Origin of the sequence: Streptomyces sp. NPDC056222 (assembly GCF_042264065.1) — a bacterium.
In the GTDB taxonomy this organism is placed as follows: domain Bacteria; phylum Actinomycetota; class Actinomycetes; order Streptomycetales; family Streptomycetaceae; genus Streptomyces.
This window is the reverse complement of record NZ_JBHJTL010000136.1, coordinates 1-15,649: the sequence shown is the minus strand read 5'-3', so window position 1 is coordinate 15,649 and position 15,649 is coordinate 1. Positions and strand designations below refer to the sequence as shown.

13 protein-coding genes are annotated in these 15,649 nt (G+C 71.2%); 5 read left to right on the top strand and 8 right to left on the bottom strand.

The genetic code is table 11. The features are described from left to right. Positions 1-44: 44 nt before the first annotated feature. Complete coding sequence (gene pcrA / locus ACFC0D_RS35965) at positions 45-2,504, bottom strand: DNA helicase PcrA (protein WP_376445593.1); 2,460 nt, start codon at positions 2,502-2,504, stop codon at positions 45-47. 273 nt (positions 2,505-2,777) lie between these two features. Between pcrA and ACFC0D_RS35960 the strand changes: the two genes are divergently transcribed. Continuing rightward, on the top strand, positions 2,778-3,938 hold the full coding sequence (locus tag ACFC0D_RS35960) for an NlpC/P60 family protein (protein WP_376445589.1): 1,161 nt from the start codon (positions 2,778-2,780) through the stop codon (positions 3,936-3,938). 73 nt (positions 3,939-4,011) lie between these two features. On the opposite strand, the gene ACFC0D_RS35955 is transcribed toward ACFC0D_RS35960, so the two are convergent. Next, the gene (locus ACFC0D_RS35955; protein ID WP_376445588.1) at positions 4,012-4,365 is read right to left on the bottom strand and encodes a hypothetical protein; all 354 of its coding nucleotides are present in this window, start codon (positions 4,363-4,365) and stop codon (positions 4,012-4,014) included. A 345-nt stretch (positions 4,366-4,710) separates the two neighbouring features. Between ACFC0D_RS35955 and ACFC0D_RS35950 the strand changes: the two genes are divergently transcribed. Both ACFC0D_RS35950 and ACFC0D_RS35945 read left to right on the top strand, forming a co-directional pair. Next, the gene (locus tag ACFC0D_RS35950) at positions 4,711-5,796 is read left to right on the top strand and encodes an NlpC/P60 family protein (protein ID WP_376445585.1); all 1,086 of its coding nucleotides are present in this window, start codon (positions 4,711-4,713) and stop codon (positions 5,794-5,796) included. 81 nt (positions 5,797-5,877) lie between these two features. After that, a complete protein-coding gene (locus tag ACFC0D_RS35945; protein ID WP_376445582.1) occupies positions 5,878-6,285 on the top strand; it encodes a DUF3291 domain-containing protein in 408 nt (135 codons plus the stop codon). Positions 6,286-6,354: 69 nt separating this feature from the next. Here the strand turns inward: ACFC0D_RS35945 and ACFC0D_RS35940 are convergent, their stop codons facing one another. Together ACFC0D_RS35940 and ACFC0D_RS35935 are read right to left on the bottom strand one after the other, a co-directional pair. Further along, positions 6,355-7,062 (bottom strand): LuxR C-terminal-related transcriptional regulator, encoded by a 708-nt coding sequence (locus ACFC0D_RS35940; RefSeq protein WP_376445579.1) that lies wholly within the window; start codon positions 7,060-7,062, stop codon positions 6,355-6,357. Then, positions 7,059-8,327 (bottom strand): PspC domain-containing protein, encoded by a 1,269-nt coding sequence (locus ACFC0D_RS35935; protein ID WP_376445576.1) that lies wholly within the window; start codon positions 8,325-8,327, stop codon positions 7,059-7,061. The genes ACFC0D_RS35940 and ACFC0D_RS35935 overlap by 4 nt, the downstream gene beginning before the upstream one ends. Positions 8,328-8,497: 170 nt before the next feature. On the opposite strand from ACFC0D_RS35935, the gene ACFC0D_RS35930 reads away from it, so the two are divergent. Further along, entirely contained in the window at positions 8,498-9,853 is a 1,356-nt protein-coding gene (locus ACFC0D_RS35930; protein WP_376445574.1) for a PspC domain-containing protein, read from the top strand. A gap of 156 nt (positions 9,854-10,009) precedes the next feature. Here the strand turns inward: ACFC0D_RS35930 and ACFC0D_RS35925 are convergent, their stop codons facing one another. From ACFC0D_RS35925 to guaA, 4 genes are all read right to left on the bottom strand, one after another. Next, positions 10,010-10,531 (bottom strand): DoxX family protein, encoded by a 522-nt coding sequence (locus tag ACFC0D_RS35925; protein WP_376445571.1) that lies wholly within the window; start codon positions 10,529-10,531, stop codon positions 10,010-10,012. Between the two features lie 124 nt (positions 10,532-10,655). Beyond that, positions 10,656-11,894 carry a hypothetical protein gene (locus ACFC0D_RS35920; protein ID WP_376445568.1) on the bottom strand — a complete coding sequence of 413 codons (1,239 nt, stop codon included), beginning with the start codon at positions 11,892-11,894 and terminating at the stop codon, positions 10,656-10,658. 148 nt (positions 11,895-12,042) lie between these two features. Then, positions 12,043-12,831, bottom strand: a complete 789-nt coding sequence (locus ACFC0D_RS35915) for a class II aldolase/adducin family protein (RefSeq protein ID WP_376445565.1) — start codon at positions 12,829-12,831, stop codon at positions 12,043-12,045. Between the two features lie 150 nt (positions 12,832-12,981). Continuing rightward, positions 12,982-14,583, bottom strand: coding sequence for a glutamine-hydrolyzing GMP synthase (guaA, locus tag ACFC0D_RS35910; RefSeq protein WP_376445562.1), 1,602 nt, complete (start codon positions 14,581-14,583; stop codon positions 12,982-12,984). Positions 14,584-14,907: 324 nt separating this feature from the next. Here guaA and ACFC0D_RS35905 point away from each other — a divergent pair, with 324 nt between their 5' ends. Beyond that, positions 14,908-15,198 (top strand): chorismate mutase, encoded by a 291-nt coding sequence (locus tag ACFC0D_RS35905; protein WP_329117023.1) that lies wholly within the window; start codon positions 14,908-14,910, stop codon positions 15,196-15,198. Positions 15,199-15,649: the final 451 nt, after the last annotated feature.

Below are 15,649 nucleotides of genomic sequence, written 5' to 3'. Positions count from 1 at the left end.
CGGCCCCCGGCCGTCGGCCGGGGCCCCTCTCCTGTCGTCGGTCTCTACAGCTTCTCGACCGGCGCGTACCGCAGCAGCAGCCGCTTGGGCTTCTCGTCGCCGAAGTCGATCGTCGCCTGCGCGTCGGCGCCGACGCCCGTCACCTGCATGACCGTGCCGAGGCCGAACTGGTCGTGCGTGACCCGGTCGCCGACCTGGAGCGCGATCACCGGCTTGTCGGTGGCGCGGCGGGTGGCGAAGCCCGAGGGGCCCGAGCGCGCGCGGGAGGAGGAGAGCGAGGAGGTGATCCCCGAGGTCGGCCCGGCGGGCTTGACCATGGGGCCGGTCCGCTTCCATTCCAGATACGTCGCCGGGATCTCCTCCAGGAAACGCGAGGCCGGGTTGTACGACGGCTGGCCCCAGGCGCTGCGCATCGAGGAGCGGGTCAGATACAACCGCTCGCGGGCGCGCGTGATGCCCACGTACGCCAGCCGGCGCTCCTCCTCCAGCTCCTTGGCCTGGCCGAGCGCGCGCATGTGCGGGAAGACGCCGTCCTCCATGCCGGTCAGGAACACCACCGGGAACTCGAGGCCCTTGGCGGTATGCAGCGTCATCAGCGTGATGACTCCGGACCCCTCCTCGTCCTCGTCGGGGATCTGGTCGGAGTCGGCGACGAGCGCGACCTTCTCCAGGAACTCGGCCAGGGTGCCGGTCTCCTCCTCACCGCGCTCCTGCTCGAACTCCAGGGCCACGGCGGCCAGTTCCTGGAGGTTCTCGATCCGGGTCTCGTCCTGCGGGTCGGTGGAGGCCTGCAGCTCGGCGAGGTAGCCCGTCCGCTCCAGGACGGCCTCGAGGACGACCGCCGGGCCGGCGCCGGAGTCGACGACCGTACGGAGCTCCTCCATGAGGGCGTTGAAGCGCTTGACGGCGTTGGCGGAGCGGGCCGCCATGCCGTACGCCTCGTCGACCCGCTTCAGCGCCTGCGGGAAGGTGATCTTCTCCCGGAGGGAGAGGGCGTCGATCATCGCCTCGGCGCGCTCCCCGATGCCGCGCTTGGGCACGTTCAGGATGCGGCGCAGCGGGACGTTGTCCTCGGGGTTGGCGAGGACGCGCAGGTAGGCGAGGACGTCGCGGACCTCCTTGCGCTCGTAGAAGCGCACGCCCCCGACGACCTTGTAGGGCAGGCCGACGCGGATGAAGATCTCTTCGAAGACCCGGGACTGGGCGTTGGTCCGGTAGAAGACGGCGACGTCGCCGGCCTTCGCGTCACCCGCGTCCGTGAGCCGGTCGATCTCGTCGGCGACGAACTGGGCCTCGTCGTGCTCGGTGTCGGCGACGTAGCCGGTGATCTGCGCGCCCGCGCCCGCGTTGGTCCACAGGTTCTTGGGGCGGCGGGACTCGTTGCGCTCGATGACGGCGTTGGCGGCGGAGAGGATCGTCTGCGTCGAGCGGTAGTTCTGCTCCAGCAGGATCGTCGTCGCGTTCGGGTAGTCCTCCTCGAACTGGAGGATGTTGCGGATGGTCGCGCCGCGGAAGGCGTAGATCGACTGGTCCGCGTCACCGACGACGCACAGTTCGGCCGGCTCCAGGTCCTCGTAACCGGTGCCGACCAGCTCCCGCACGAGCGTGTACTGGGCGTGGTTGGTGTCCTGGTACTCGTCGACGAGGACGTGGCGGAAGCGGCGGCGGTAGTGCTCGGCGACGTCGGGGAACGCCTGGAGCAGGTGGACCGTCGTCATGATGATGTCGTCGAAGTCCAGGGCATTGGCCTCGCGCAGCCGCGCCTGGTACATCCGGTACGCCTCGGCGAGCGTCTTCTCGAAGCCGTCGACCGCCTGGTCGGCGAAGGTCTCCTCGTCGATCAGCTCGTTCTTCAGGTTCGAGATCTTGGCGCTGAAGGACTTCGGCGGGAACTTCTTCGGATCGAGGTCCAGGTCGCGGCAGACCAGCGCCATCAGGCGCTTGGAGTCGGCGGCGTCGTAGATCGAGAACGACGAGGTGAAGCCGAGCTTCTTCGACTCGCGGCGCAGGATGCGGACGCAGGCGCTGTGGAACGTCATGACCCACATGGCGTTGGCGCGCGGGCCCACGAGGTGCTCGACGCGCTCCTTCATCTCGCCGGCGGCCTTGTTGGTGAAGGTGATCGCCAGTATCTGGCCGGGGTGGACGTGCCGGGTGGCCAGGAGGTGGGCGATGCGGTGGGTGAGCACCCGGGTCTTGCCGGAGCCGGCGCCCGCGACGATGAGCAGCGGGGTGTCGGTGTGGACGACGGCGGCGCGCTGCTGTTCGTTCAGCCCTTCCAGGAGCGCGGCGGCGTCCACGAGGGGGCGGGCGGCTCCGTCGCGGTAGTACGCGTCCCTGGCCGGAGGCGCGTCGAAGCGCCCCTCGAAGAGGTCGTGCGGGACCTCCTCCGCGGCCGGGGCGCCGTGCGGGTGGTGCTCGTCGTCCTCGGGCGGGGGCGGAGGCTCCTCCGAGGAGTGGTTCTGGAGGCTCGCCAGGAAGCTGTCGTCAAAGAGGCTGCTCATCGCCTAACGAGTCTAGGCCGCCGCACTGACAGCCCGCTGCCACCTCCCGAAGTGACCGGATTCTTACGGAGGGTGACAGTCCGCTTCAGGTCACGAAAATGTATCGGGCATATCGAACATCGGCCTTCACAGCGCCCCCACGAATTGGCTAGCGTGCTCGCCCAAGCAGCCCGTCCCCTCCGGCGGCGAATCGCGCCGAGCGGGCAGCCCACGCCGAACCCGGTCCTGTCTCCAGCCAGTTGGGCCTGCACATGTCGGCGGCCACGGAAGGAGATGCCGGTCTTGGCGTCCCATCGCAAGCCGCGCAGCACACGTCCGCACTCCCCCGCCGTCGGGGTCACGACGGCCGCCATAGCCTCCGTAACACTGCTGTCCACGCAGAGCGCCCAGGCCGCCCCCGCCCCGCCGAAGCCGACGGTGGAGGAGATCCAGAAGAAGGTCGACGACCTCTACCGGCAGGCCGGCACGGCGACGCAGGAGTACAACCGGGCCAAGGAGGCCACCGACCAGCAGCGCCGCAAGGTCGACCGGATCCTCGACGACGTGGCCAAGCGGACGGACTCGATCAACGAGTCCCGCCGCGCGCTCGGCTCGTACGCGGCGGCCCAGTACCGGACGGGGGCCGTCGGCCCGACCGCCGCGCTGATCTTCGCCGACAGCCCGCAGTCGTACTTCGACCAGACCCACCTCATGGACCGGCTGTCCGAGCGGCAGCACAGCGCGGTGGCGGACTACGAGGAGAAGCGCGCCGAGGCGGCGAAGCAGCGGGCGGAGGCGACGAAGAGCCTGGAGAGCCTCACCGACTCGCAGGCGACGCTGCGCACGAGCAAGCAGAACGTCCAGGGGAAGCTCGCGGAGGCCCGGACCCTGCTGGCCCGGCTGACGGCCGAGGAGAAGGCCCGGCTCGCGGAGCTGGAGCGCAAGCGCCAGGCCGAGGCGCGGCGCAAGGCGGAGGAGCGGGCGAAGGCCGAGGCCGCTGCGGCGGCCGAGGCGGCCGCGGAGGCCGAGCGGCGCAGGCAGGAGGAGGCGGCCAAGGACACGCCCGAGCCGCCGGCGACCGGCGGGACGAGCGGCTCGACGTACGCGGCGAAGGCGGAGAAGGCCCTGGCGTTCGCCCGGCAACAGATCGGCAAGCCGTACGTGTGGGGCGCGACCGGCCCGAGCTCGTACGACTGCTCGGGGCTGACGCAGGCGGCCTGGAAGTCCGCCGGCGTCGACCTGCCGCGTACCACCTGGGACCAGGTGGAGGTGGGGACCCGGGTCGCGACGGCGGATCTGCTCCCCGGCGATCTCGTCTTCTTCTACGACGACATCAGCCACGTCGGCCTGTACATCGGCGGCGGCAAGATGATCCACGCGCCGAAGCCGGGTGCCAACGTCCGCGAGGAATCGATCTACTACATGCCGATCTACGGGAGCGTCCGCCCGGCCTGAGCCGGCCTCGCCGGGTCCGAAGCCGGCTCCATGACGTCCGGAGCCCGCTTCGTCACGTCCGGAGCCGGCTTCGTCACGTCCAGAGCGTGGCTATGAAGATGTTGGCCACGGTCAGGCCGCCGACCGCGCCGAAGACACCCTTGGAGACGTTCTCCTCGTCCCGCTTCACGTACACGAGGGCGAGGATGACGACGAGGACCGCCATCTTGATGCCGATCTTCACGTTGTTGACGGCCTGGTCGTCCGCCTGGTTGAGGCCGACCAGAGCGACACCGGTGACCAGCATCGTCAGCGCGCCGTGCAGCATGGCCGGCACGAAGCGGGCCGTACCCGCGCCCATCGCCTTCATCTGGGTGAGGAATCCGCCGAGGAGCGAGGCGATTCCGATGATGTGCAGGGCGACGAAGACATTGATGAGTACGTCCATGGGGCGGAGCCTAACCGGGCCGTAGCACCGCTGTTCGGCCGGGTCCAGCCGGTCCGGCGCATCGGTCACGGGCGGGCCGGATCAGGGCACCCACCCGCCGCCCATCCGGGAAGCGAACGGTCCCGGAGCGCCAACTGGCGCCAATAGCGGTCAACTCCCCGCCCTGCCGTCACACCGAGGTTTAGCGTCCTCCTCCAGGTGGCCGGCTCCCCACCACCGTCGGTTCTTCCGGCGGCAGTCGGCCGCCCCCGCCGAGAATCCGGCGGTGGGCCGTCTCCCCTGTGCGGTCCATCGCCGGACCCGGTGGGCATCGACCCCCACCGGGAGAGGATGTGACCCGCCCTCGTGGCAGCTCACCGCAAGCCCAGGAACCCACCCCTCGGTGGCCAGGCGGCACGGACCGCCGCCACGCTCGCCCTCGCCTCCGCGGCCACGGCGACACTCTTCGAGGGATCCGGGCAGGCCGAGCCCAGGCTCACCCCCGCGCAGGTGAAGGCGAAGGTCGACCGGCTGTACCAGGAGGCCGAGGTGGCCACCGAGAAGTACAACGGGGTGAAGGAGAAGGTGGACGAGGCGCGGGGCGCGCTCGACCGGCTGCGCGACGAGGCCGCCCGCAGGACCGAGCGCCTCAACACCGCCCGTGACACCCTCGGCTCGACGGCCGCCGCTCAGTACCGTTCCGGCGGCCTCGATCCCGCCGTACAGCTCGCCCTGACCTCCGACCCGGACGAGTACCTGGCGCGCGCCGCGCTCGCGGAGAAGGCCGGGGAGCGGCAGGCGACGGCGATCACCTCGGTACGGCGTGAGCTCACCGGGATCGCGCAGCTGCGCGCCGAGTCGACGGAGCGGCTGACGCGGTTGCGCGGCCACGAGGCCGAGCTGCGGCGGCAGAAGACGGCCGTGCAGGGCAAGCTCGACGAGGCGCGGACCCTGCTGGCCCGGCTGACCGCGGAGGAGCGGGCTCGGTACGACGCGGCGGCGACCGGCTCGGGACGGGGCGGCGACGGCTCCGGAGGTTTCGCCGAGGCGGGGGCCCGGGCCGACCGGGCCGGCGAGGCGCGCGGCCCGGTGACGGCGCCGAACGGGCGGGCCGCTCAGGCGATCTCCTTCGCCAGGGACCAGCTCGGCAAGCCGTACGTGTGGGGGGCGACGGGCCCGTCGGGGTACGACTGCTCGGGCCTGACGCAGGCGGCCTGGCGCTCGGCCGGGGTGTCGCTGCCCCGCACGACATACACGCAGATCAACTCCGGGCAGCGGGTGTCGCGCTCCGAACTGGCCCCGGGTGACCTGGTGTTCTTCTACTCGGGCATCAGCCATGTCGGGTTGTACATCGGCGGCGGGCAGATGATCCACGCGCCCCGGCCGGGCGCTCCGATCCGGGTCGCGCCGATCGACGAGATGCCGTTCGCGGGGGCGACACGGGTGGTGTGAGGGCGGCAATCCCTTGACCTTTGGATAGTGGCGCTATCTACTATAGGTAGTGCCACTATCCAATCGTGGAGAGGACACGCCATGCCCACGCTCCCCTGGACCATCCCGAATCAGGCCCGCGCCGGCACCGAGGCGCAGATCATGGCCTCCCGCTTCGAGGTGCGCTCCCTGAAGGACGTGCCCCGGTTCTTCCTTCGATCGCTCAGCGCCTGGCGCCAGGTGAAGTCGGCGCCGGGCGCCCTGGGCGCCTCGTTGATCGCCCAGCCACTGAAGCGGACCTTCTACACCCTCTCGGCCTGGGAGGACCGCGACGCCCTCTACGCCTACGCCCGGGCCGAGCCCCACCGCTCGATCATGAGCGGTCTGCGCGCGACGATGCGCGACTCCACCTTCATCTTCTGGGAGGTGCCGGTGGAGCGACTCCCGATCGACTGGAGCGAGGCCAAGCGCCGACTCGCCGAGGAAGCCACGAAGAAGGCGGGCTCCTAGTGGGTGTCTTGCCGATCACGCCGCGAGCCCGGCCTGATCGGCAAGACACCCTCCAGAGCTGTTCGCGCCTCAGACCAGTCGGCGGGCGGTCGCCCAGCGGGTCAGCTCGTGGCGGTTGGACAGCTGGAGCTTGCGCAGGACCGCCGAGACATGCGACTCGACCGTCTTCACCGAGATGTAGAGCTGCTTGGCGATCTCCTTGTACGCGTACCCACGGGCGATCAGCCGCAGCACCTCGCGTTCCCGCTGGGTGAGCCGGTCGAGGTCCTCGTCCACCGGCGGGGCGTCGGTGGAGGCGAAGGCGTCGAGCACGAAGCCGGCCAGGCGGGGGGAGAACACCGCGTCGCCCTCCTGGACGCGGAAGATCGAGTCGACCAGGTCGGTGCCGGTGATCGTCTTGGTGACGTAGCCGCGGGCGCCGCCCCGGATCACGCCGATCACGTCCTCCGCCGCGTCGGAGACCGAGAGGGCAAGGAACCGTACCGGGTCCTCGGGCGCCGACATCAGGCTCGCGCAGCGGCGCAGCACCTCGACTCCGCCGCCGCCCGGCAGGTGCACGTCGAGCAGGACGACCTCGGGGCGGGTGGCGGTGATCACCGTGACCGCCTGGTCGACGTCGGCGGCCTCGCCGACCACCTCGACCCCGGTCACGTCGGTCCTGCCGATCTCGGCCTGCACGCCCGTGCGGAACATCCGGTGGTCGTCGACGAGCACGACCCGTACCCGGCGCTCCACGGTCTCCGCCCCCGTCGTCCCGGTTCCGGTCTCGTCGCTCATGCGTCCGCCCTCTCCATCTCAAGCTCCACTTCGGTGCCTCCGCCCGGCACCGACCGCAGGCGTGCCGAACCGCCGTTGCGCTGCATCCGGCCGATGATCGATTCTCGTACGCCCATCCGGTCGGCGGGTACGGAATCGAGGTCGAAGCCGGGCCCCCGGTCCCGCACGGAGACGAAGACCGAACGGCCCTCCACCTCCGCGTAGACCTGCACCGCCCCGCCCTCGCCACCGTACTTCGCGGCGTTCACCATCGCCTCGCGCGCGGCCTGCATCTGTGCGACCAGTTTCTCGTCGAGCGGGCAGTCCCCCACGACGACGACCTCCAGCGGGACACCGTGCTTGTCCTCGACCTCGGCGGCGGCCCGCTTGACCGCCTCGCCTAGGGTCTCGGGCTCCTCCCCCTCGTCCTTGCCCGTGCCCTCCGGCCTGTACAGCCAGTTCCGCAGTTCCCGCTCCTGGGCGCGGGCGAGTCGGCGCACCTCGCCGGGCTCGTCCGCGTTCCGCTGGATCAGGGTGAGTGTGTGGAGCACGGAGTCATGGACATGGGCCGCGACCTCGGCACGCTCCTGGGCGCGGATACGCATGGTCCGCTCCTCGGAGAGGTCCTGCGACATCCGCACCAGCCAGGGCCCGGCGAGCAGGGCGATACCGGTGAGCACGGCTATCGCGGCGGTCAGTGCCGTGCCCAGCTGGGCCGCGGAGCCGCGGACCACCATGAAGACGGCCAGTCCCATGCCGACCAGGGCGACTCCGGCGAAGCCGCGGGCGAGTTGCAGGGTGCGCCGGCGGCGGCCGGTCTCGGTCCAGCTGGCCCGGCGGGCGTTGTCCGCCTGCCGCCAGACGAGCACCACGCCGACACCGATCAGGAGCGTCGGCCAGACATAGCGGTCGGTCCGATTGCCCCAGTCGATGTTCCCCGCGAAGATCGCGGCGCCGATGGCGAGCGCGATGAGCGCGAAGACCTGGCCGCGGTCCGGCTTGCGCAGCCTGCGCCGACCGTCGGCGGTGGTCTCGAAGACGGGCCGGGGCGTGGAGCGGCCGCCGACACCGAGCGGGACGACGATCCAGAAGACCGCGTACAGCAGGGCGCCGAGGCCGTCCGCGAGGAGCAGGGCCGCGAACAGGGCGCGGACCCAGACGACGGGCAGCCCCAGATGTCCCGCGAGGCCGCGCGCGACACCGCCGAGCCACCGGCCGTCGGCGCTCCGATAGAGCTTGCGCACGGGCGGTTCGTCGGTCTCGGTGACACGGGCGGTTGCGGGCATGAACCGATCGTCACACGTCCGGTCGGGCGTGGACATCAGGGTCTGCCCTGAGATCGCCCCTAGGACGCCGCCCCTAGGAGGTTCTCGGGGTGGACCGCCCGCGGAATATCAGGGTCGCGCCAGGGTCGGCCCCGGTGCCGCGGCGGGGCACCGGGGCTCACCATGGACGCATGACGAGTTCGACGCCTTCTCACCACGAGGCCCCGCCGTCGGCGGAGGCCCCGCCCGTCGCGCCCCTGCGGCGCTCGCGGCGGCACAAGGTCGTGGCCGGTGTGTGCGGCGGCCTCGGCCGGCACTTCGATCTCGATCCGGTGATCTTCCGGATCGCGGTGGGCGTGCTGTCCGTGACCGGCGGCATCGGGCTGATCTTCTACGGCTTCGCGTGGCTGCTCCTCCCGCTCGCGGGCGAGGAGGAGAACGAGGGCCGCAGGCTGCTCTCCGGCCGGGTCGACGGCGCGGCGCTCGCGGCCGTGCTGATGGCGCTGGTGGGCTGCGGCGTCTTCCTCTCGATGCTCGGGAACGGCGGGACGCTGGCGTTCGCGATGATGCTGTCGATAGCGGTGTGCGGGGCGGCGGTCTGGTCCCAGCGGCGCATGCAGGCGGTCGGCGGTGATGCCGAGGGCCGGATGGACGCGGCTACGGCGCAGGCCGTCGCGGAGGCGCCGCCGGAGGCGAAGGCTCCACCGCTGGTGGAGTTCCCGTCCTGGTGGAAGGACCCCATAGTCAAGGACGGCTCGACCGGCAGGATCGCCGTCGGCTATCTCTGGGGCCCGCACGGCGTGGTGGACAAGGACGGTCGGCTCGAGAACGGCGAGATCCCGGTGCCCGGCAGCCAGTGGGGCACGGACGGACCGGCCGCCGGCCGACGGCCCACCGCCTCGGCGGTCCGGCGCGGGCCGCGCTCCATCGGCGGCCCGGTCTTTCTGCTCGCGCTGCTGGCCGGCGGCCTGGGCACAGGCCTGTCCTGGGACACGAATCCGCTCGGCACGGCCCTGCAGATCGGGCTGGTCGCCGCTCTGGGCGTGTTCGGCCTCGGCCTGGTGATCAGCAGCTTCCTGGGCCGGACCGGGTTCGGCACGATCTTCCTGACCGTGGTGACCGCGGGCCTGCTCGCGGTGGCGGCGGCGCTGCCGAAGGAGATCTCCACGGAGTGGGTCCGTACGACCTGGCAGCCCGAGTCGGTCGCCGCCGTACAGCCGCGCTACGAACTGGGCACGGGCGTCGGCACGCTCGATCTTTCCCGTCTCACGGTCCCCGCCGGGAAGACGGTCGGCACCGAGGCCGAGGTCGGGGCCGGAAAGCTCGAGGTGATCGTCCCGAAGGACGTCACGGTGAAGCTGCGGGCCCAGGTGGGTCTGGGCGATCTCCAGCTGCCGCAGCAGGCCCCCGGCGACATCGACATCGCGCCCGACCGCGACGTGACCCGGACGCTCGCCCCGCCGAAGGGCACCACCCCGGCGGGCACGGTCGACCTCTCGCTGGAGGTCGGTCTCGGACAGGTGGAGGTCACCCGTGCTGCTTCATGAGTTCCGTCCCGGCCGGCTGATCGCCGGCGCCACAGCCCTTGCGCTCACCGTGATGTACGCGGGCGACGCCTCGGGCGCCTGGACCACCCCGTGGTACGAGGTGGTCCCGGTCCTCTTCGGCGGCCTGGGGACGGCCGCCCTGGTGACCTGGGTCGCCTACCGGGTGCGCCGTCGCTCGCCGAGAACGGCGTCGAGCGAGAAGTACGCGGCACCGGCGAGCACGAGCGGCAGCCAGGACATCAGATAGGCGAGGTCGTTCCCGTAGTAGTACGGGTTGACCTGCCAGCTCACCGTCAGCCACAGGCTCAGGGAGATCAGCGCCCCGCCGAGCGCGGCCAGCCGGGCGAACAGGCCCACCAGCGTCCCGATGCCGACGGCGAGTTCACCGAACGCGATGGCGTAGCCGAATCCGACGGGGTTGTTGAGGGCCATGTCCACCATGGCCGGGATGGCCGAGGTGTCCCGGACGCCGCGCATCATCTCGCCGATGGACCCGCTGCCGGTGTCGGACATGAAGGCGGAGTCGGTGAGTTTGTCGATCCCGGCGTAGATGAAGGTGACTCCGAGGAAGAGCCTCAGCGGCAGCAGGGCGTACCGCGAGCCGGTCTCCTTCCAGCCGGCGAGCCGACCGGATCGGCCGTGCCCGCCGTTCCCGTACGTCCCGGTCGTCCTGTGCATTCGTTCTGACATCGTCGGCCTGCCTCTCCCGCGCCACTGTCCGTCCGCAGAACCGATTGTCCTCGGACCCCCTGTATGGGGATACGCGAGGAACACGTGGGGAGTTCAGGCGAGCCCGATCGGCTCAGTCGACGACGTCGATCGTGACCCGGTTGGTCTCCAATCCCGAGGCCGTCACCACCCACACCTCGACCCGCCCCGGCTCCACGTCCACGGGGAGCGGGACGGTCAGGGATGTGTCCGTCGGGTTGGCGAAGCCACCCGGCACGGGGACCAGCGGGACGTGCGCGTGGACGGATCCGATGCGCACGACCAGTCGGGTCAACGGGTCCGGTCCTGCGGCACCGGCCGGGACGAAACCGGCCCCCCGGATCTCGATGTCGTCGCCGGTACGGATCGGTGCGTCCAGATCGCCCGCCTCGCGCGAGCGGACGACGGAGAAGAGGGCCGGCCGCCCGCCCTCGACGCACTTCGCGGCGAGACAGCCCGCCGCCGCCACGGCGACCAGGAGGACCAGGGACCAGGGCAGGCCGGGCAGCCGGTCGGGTTCGCGCCCGAGCCGCACGGCGCCGAGGACGAGGACGGCGCCGGACACCAGGACGTACGCGAGGTCCGTGGGGCAGGCGCGTCCGTTGTCGTCGCAGACGAGGTCGGCGGCGCGGGGGCGGTCGGCGCGGACCTTCTGCAGGCGCTGCCCCATGACCCGTACCCACACGATCCGGCGGGTGGCGACGGCGACCGCCGACGTCAGGGCGAAGACGGTCAGCAGCCCGGCGCCGTGGGAGATTCCGAGGCCGGTCCGGTCGGCGCCGGTGACCAGGCGCAGGGCGAGGAAGAGCACGGCGTAAACGGCGAAGAGCAGCCAGCCGGCCGCGACCGCGCGGGAGGTGGAGAGCCGGTTGTCCTCCCCGATCAGCGGGGCGAGGACCCCGCCGCGCGCTCGGTGGGCGTGGGCCGCGCCGGTCAGCGGGACGGCGAGGAGGAGCGCGGCGACCAGGCCGGCCGTGCGCGCGCCGGTCCAGCCCGCGCCGATCGCGGTGAGCGCCTGCCCGAGGAGCAGGGCGAGGACCGCACCCCACACGGCGCCGAGGGTGGCGCGGCGGACCCGCCGGAGCCACGCGTCGCCGGCCTCACGGTCGCGCGCGGCGACGGTACGGGCCGACTGGGCGAGTTCGTCGGAGACCCACTGCCGGGACGCGACGGGCGAGTGCGCGAGGGCCGCGGGCACCCCGTGGCCGGCGGCGAGCTCGTCCCGTCGGGCGAGGAAGGCGGCGACAGCACGTCGGTGACCCGCGCGCCCGCCCTCTGCGCACCCCGCGTGGTCACCGCACTGTCTCGCCTCTTGCACCGCCACGGTGTTCACTTCCCGATTCGTCCGTCAACTGGCCGTTGAGTCCAGGGAATTGTGTCGCACCGGGGAGCCTCTCGACTGCTCCGAGCGCCCCGCGCGAGAGTGATTGAACCGTCATCACATTGACGTAAGGACAGTTAAGGCACGTCACGACCATGTTCTACGACAGCAGTTCGGGCTCCGAACGGCTGATCCTGCGCCACAGCGGCTGGTAGTTGATCCACGCGGCGAGGTCGGTGCCGAGCTGTTCACGGGTGGCCACCGCCTCCCGGTGGCCGATCTGCACCGGCTTGCCCGCGGCCCGCGCGGCCAGCTGCACCTGGGCGCACCGCTCCATCGCGATGAACCACCAGGCGGCCGCGTCGACCGAGGACCCGACGGTCAGCAGCCCGTGGTTGCGCAGCACGATCGCCTTGTACGGGCCGAGGGCCGCGGCGATCCGCCGCCCTTCCTCCCGGTCGACAGCCACCCCGGTGTACGCGTCGTAGAGCGCGTGGTCCTGGTAGAAACCGCAGGCCTCCTGGGTGATCGGCTCGATCAGCTCGCCGAGGGCCGCGAGCGCCCGCCCGTGGATGGAGTGGCTGTGCGCGACGGCGACGACATCGGGCCGGGCCCGGTGGACCTCGGCGTGGACGGCGAAGGCGGCCTGATTGACGGGTGCGCCGCCGAGCACGACCTGCCCGTCGCCGTTGACCAGGACGAGGTCGCTCGCGGTCAGCTCGTCGAAGGGCGCGCCGAAGGGGTTCACCCAGAAACAGTCGGCGTACTCGGGGTCCCGGGCGGTGACATGACCGGAGACGCCCTCCTCGTACCCGAACCGTCCGAAGAGTCTGAGCGCGCCCGCGAGTCTCTGCTTGCGGTACGTCCGCTCCTCCTCGACGGTCCCGTGGACGGGAGGCATCGCGACATGGAGCCGATCGGCGGGTACGGGGGCCGGTGTCTCGCTCATGCGCGGGAAGGTAACGCCGGACCGTGCAACTGACCAGAGAGATCACACACCGAAGACGCCGAGACGCCGAAGACACCGAACACGACGAAACCGCCGCCCCCGGATGGTGGGGGCGGCGGCTTCACACGCGTACGGGAGCTACCGGAGGTACTACTCCCACTCGATGGTGCCCGGCGGCTTGCTCGTCACATCGAGTACCACACGGTTCACATCGGCGACCTCGTTGGTGATCCGGGTCGAGATCTTCGCCAGGACGTCGTACGGCATCCGGGTCCAGTCCGCCGTCATGGCGTCCTCGGAGGAGACGGGGCGCAGGACGATCGGGTGGCCGTAGGTACGGCCGTCGCCCTGCACGCCCACCGAGCGCACATCGGCGAGCAGCACGACGGGGCACTGCCAGATGTCGCGGTCGAGACCGGCCGCCGTCAGCTCCTCGCGGGCGATGGCGTCGGCCTCGCGCAGCAGGTCCAGGCGCTCCCTGGTGACCTCGCCGACGATACGGATACCGAGGCCGGGGCCGGGGAACGGCTGGCGCTGGACGATCTCCTCCGGCAGGCCGAGCTCCTGGCCGACCATGCGGACCTCGTCCTTGAAGAGCTGGCGCAGCGGCTCGACGAGCTCGAACTCCAGGTCCTCGGGGAGGCCGCCCACGTTGTGGTGGGACTTGATGTTCGCGGTGCCGGTGCCGCCGCCGGACTCGACGATGTCCGGGTAGAGCGTGCCCTGGACGAGGAACGCGACGTCCTCGCCGGTGCCCGCCGACTCGGCGACGATCTCGGCCTGCGCCTGCTCGAAGACGCGGATGAACTCACGCCCGATGATCTTCCGCTTCTCCTCGGGGTCGGAGACCCCGGCGAGTGCGGCGAGGAAGCGCTCCTGCGCGTCGACGACCTTCAGGTTGACGCCGGTCGAGGCGACGAAGTCCTTCTCGACCTGCTCGGTCTCGTTCTTGCGCATCAGACCGTGGTCGACGTAGACGCAGGTCAGCTGCGAGCCGATGGCCTTCTGCACGAGCGCGGCGGCCACGGCGGAGTCGACACCACCGGACAGACCGCAGATGGCGCGCTTGTTGCCGACCTGCTCGCGGATGGCCGCGACCTGCTCGTCGATGACGTTGCCGGTGGTCCAGGTCGGCTCGATGCCGGCACCCCGGTAGAGGAAGTGCTCCAGAATCTGCTGGCCGTGCGTGGAGTGCAGCACCTCGGGGTGGTACTGGACGCCGTACAGCTTCTTCTCGTCGTTCTCGAAGGCGGCGACCGGCACGACGTCCGTGGAGGCGGTGACGGTGAAGCCCTCGGGGGCGGCGGAGCAGGCGTCGCCGTGCGACATCCACACGGACTGCTCGGTCGGGGTGCCCTCGAAGAGGGTCGATCCGGCCTTGGAGACGTGCAGCGGCGTACGGCCGTACTCACGGGCGCCCGTGTTGTCGACGGTGCCACCGAGGGTCGTCGCCATCAGCTGGAAGCCGTAGCACATGCCGAAGACGGGGACATCGGCCTCGAAGAGCGCGCGGTCGAGACGCGGGGCGCCTTCCGCGTACACGGAGGACGGGCCGCCGGAGAGGATGATCGCCTTCGGGTTCTTGGCCAGCATCTCGGCCACCGGCATGGTGGACGGGACGATCTCGCTGTAGACCCGCGCCTCACGGACGCGTCGGGCGATGAGCTGGGCGTACTGGGCGCCGAAGTCGACAACGAGGACTACGTCCGGGTTGGTGACGTCGGGCGCGGCAGCGGGAGTCGCTGATGACACTACGGCGGCCTTCCGGCGGTAGGGAGGGGGTCCCCCGAAGGGGGCTATTTGTCGATTCTACCGGCGCGCCGGAGTCGCTTTTCGTCTCACCATCCGAACCCGGTTTGGCCCGGCCCCCGGGCGGGGGTCCATACTGTCGCCATGCGCACGCTCACGACCTTCGTCTTTACCTATGGCACCGGCCCGACCGGCTGCCATGGTCGTGTTGCTTAGCTGACAAGCGACTTCCCAGGCGCCCCGGGCCGACAAGGCCCGGGGCGTTCTGTCGTTTCCGGGCCATGTCGCTCCGGGGCATCCGACAACGACACCCCGAGGAGCCCCACCATGACCGCCATGACCCACACCGAGAAGACCGGCGCCCGCACCGACGAGGCCGCCGCGCTCATCGGCGACGCCCGCGAGCGCATCGACGCCCTCGACGACCGGATCATCGGCCTGATCCAGGAACGGATGGCCGTCTCGGCCGTGATCCAGGAGGCCCGGATCGGCTCGGGGGGCCGCCGCGTGAACCTCGCCCGCGAGATGGAGGTGCTCGGCCACTACAGGGACGCGCTGGGCAAGCCGGGTACGGCGCTGGCGATGACGATGCTGGAGCTGTGCCGGGGCCGCATCTGAGCGTGTGGACCGGAGTGCGTTCAGTACCTGCGCGCTCGCGGACCGGGGCGCGTTCCCGCCGCTGACATGCGCGCTCGCGGACCGACGTGCGCTCGCGTATCCGAGTGCGTCACCGCATCTGAGTTCGGGCCCGCTCTCACCCGTACGGCGCGTGACCGGCTCCCGCACCCCTTCGTTGGTCCCGTTGTCCGTGCCAGCCAGGGGCGGGCCCGAAAAAACCACGCGTGGCTTCGCTGGGGCGTGTGACGTACCGCAAGTACGTCGTGGGACCTCGCCCCAGCGCGCGTGACCGGACGGCAGGGGACAGCAGCCCGGTCACCCAGAAAGGGCGGTGGGGCCCCGGGGCCCCCCGGGCCCCCCCCACACCCGCAAGAAGGATGCCCCGCCCCCCCCCGCCCCCCCCAGGAGAATAATAAAAAAAGAAACAGGCCCCGGGAATTGGTGGGTGTGT

What these genes read in the sequence shown, in the direction of transcription:
- pcrA (WP_376445593.1), bottom strand. Translation starts at nt 2,504, where the DNA reads ATGAGCAGCCTCTTTGACGACAGCTTCCTGGCGAGCCTCCAGAACCAC.
- ACFC0D_RS35960 (WP_376445589.1), top strand. Translation starts at nt 2,778, where the DNA reads ATGCCGGTCTTGGCGTCCCATCGCAAGCCGCGCAGCACACGTCCGCAC.
- ACFC0D_RS35955 (WP_376445588.1), bottom strand. Translation starts at nt 4,365, where the DNA reads ATGGACGTACTCATCAATGTCTTCGTCGCCCTGCACATCATCGGAATC.
- ACFC0D_RS35945 (WP_376445582.1), top strand. Translation starts at nt 5,878, where the DNA reads ATGCCCACGCTCCCCTGGACCATCCCGAATCAGGCCCGCGCCGGCACC.
- ACFC0D_RS35940 (WP_376445579.1), bottom strand. Translation starts at nt 7,062, where the DNA reads ATGAGCGACGAGACCGGAACCGGGACGACGGGGGCGGAGACCGTGGAG.
- ACFC0D_RS35935 (WP_376445576.1), bottom strand. Translation starts at nt 8,327, where the DNA reads ATGCCCGCAACCGCCCGTGTCACCGAGACCGACGAACCGCCCGTGCGC.
- ACFC0D_RS35930 (WP_376445574.1), top strand. Translation starts at nt 8,498, where the DNA reads ATGACGAGTTCGACGCCTTCTCACCACGAGGCCCCGCCGTCGGCGGAG.
- ACFC0D_RS35925 (WP_376445571.1), bottom strand. Translation starts at nt 10,531, where the DNA reads ATGCACAGGACGACCGGGACGTACGGGAACGGCGGGCACGGCCGATCC.
- ACFC0D_RS35915 (WP_376445565.1), bottom strand. Translation starts at nt 12,831, where the DNA reads ATGAGCGAGACACCGGCCCCCGTACCCGCCGATCGGCTCCATGTCGCG.
- ACFC0D_RS35905 (WP_329117023.1), top strand. Translation starts at nt 14,908, where the DNA reads ATGACCGCCATGACCCACACCGAGAAGACCGGCGCCCGCACCGACGAG.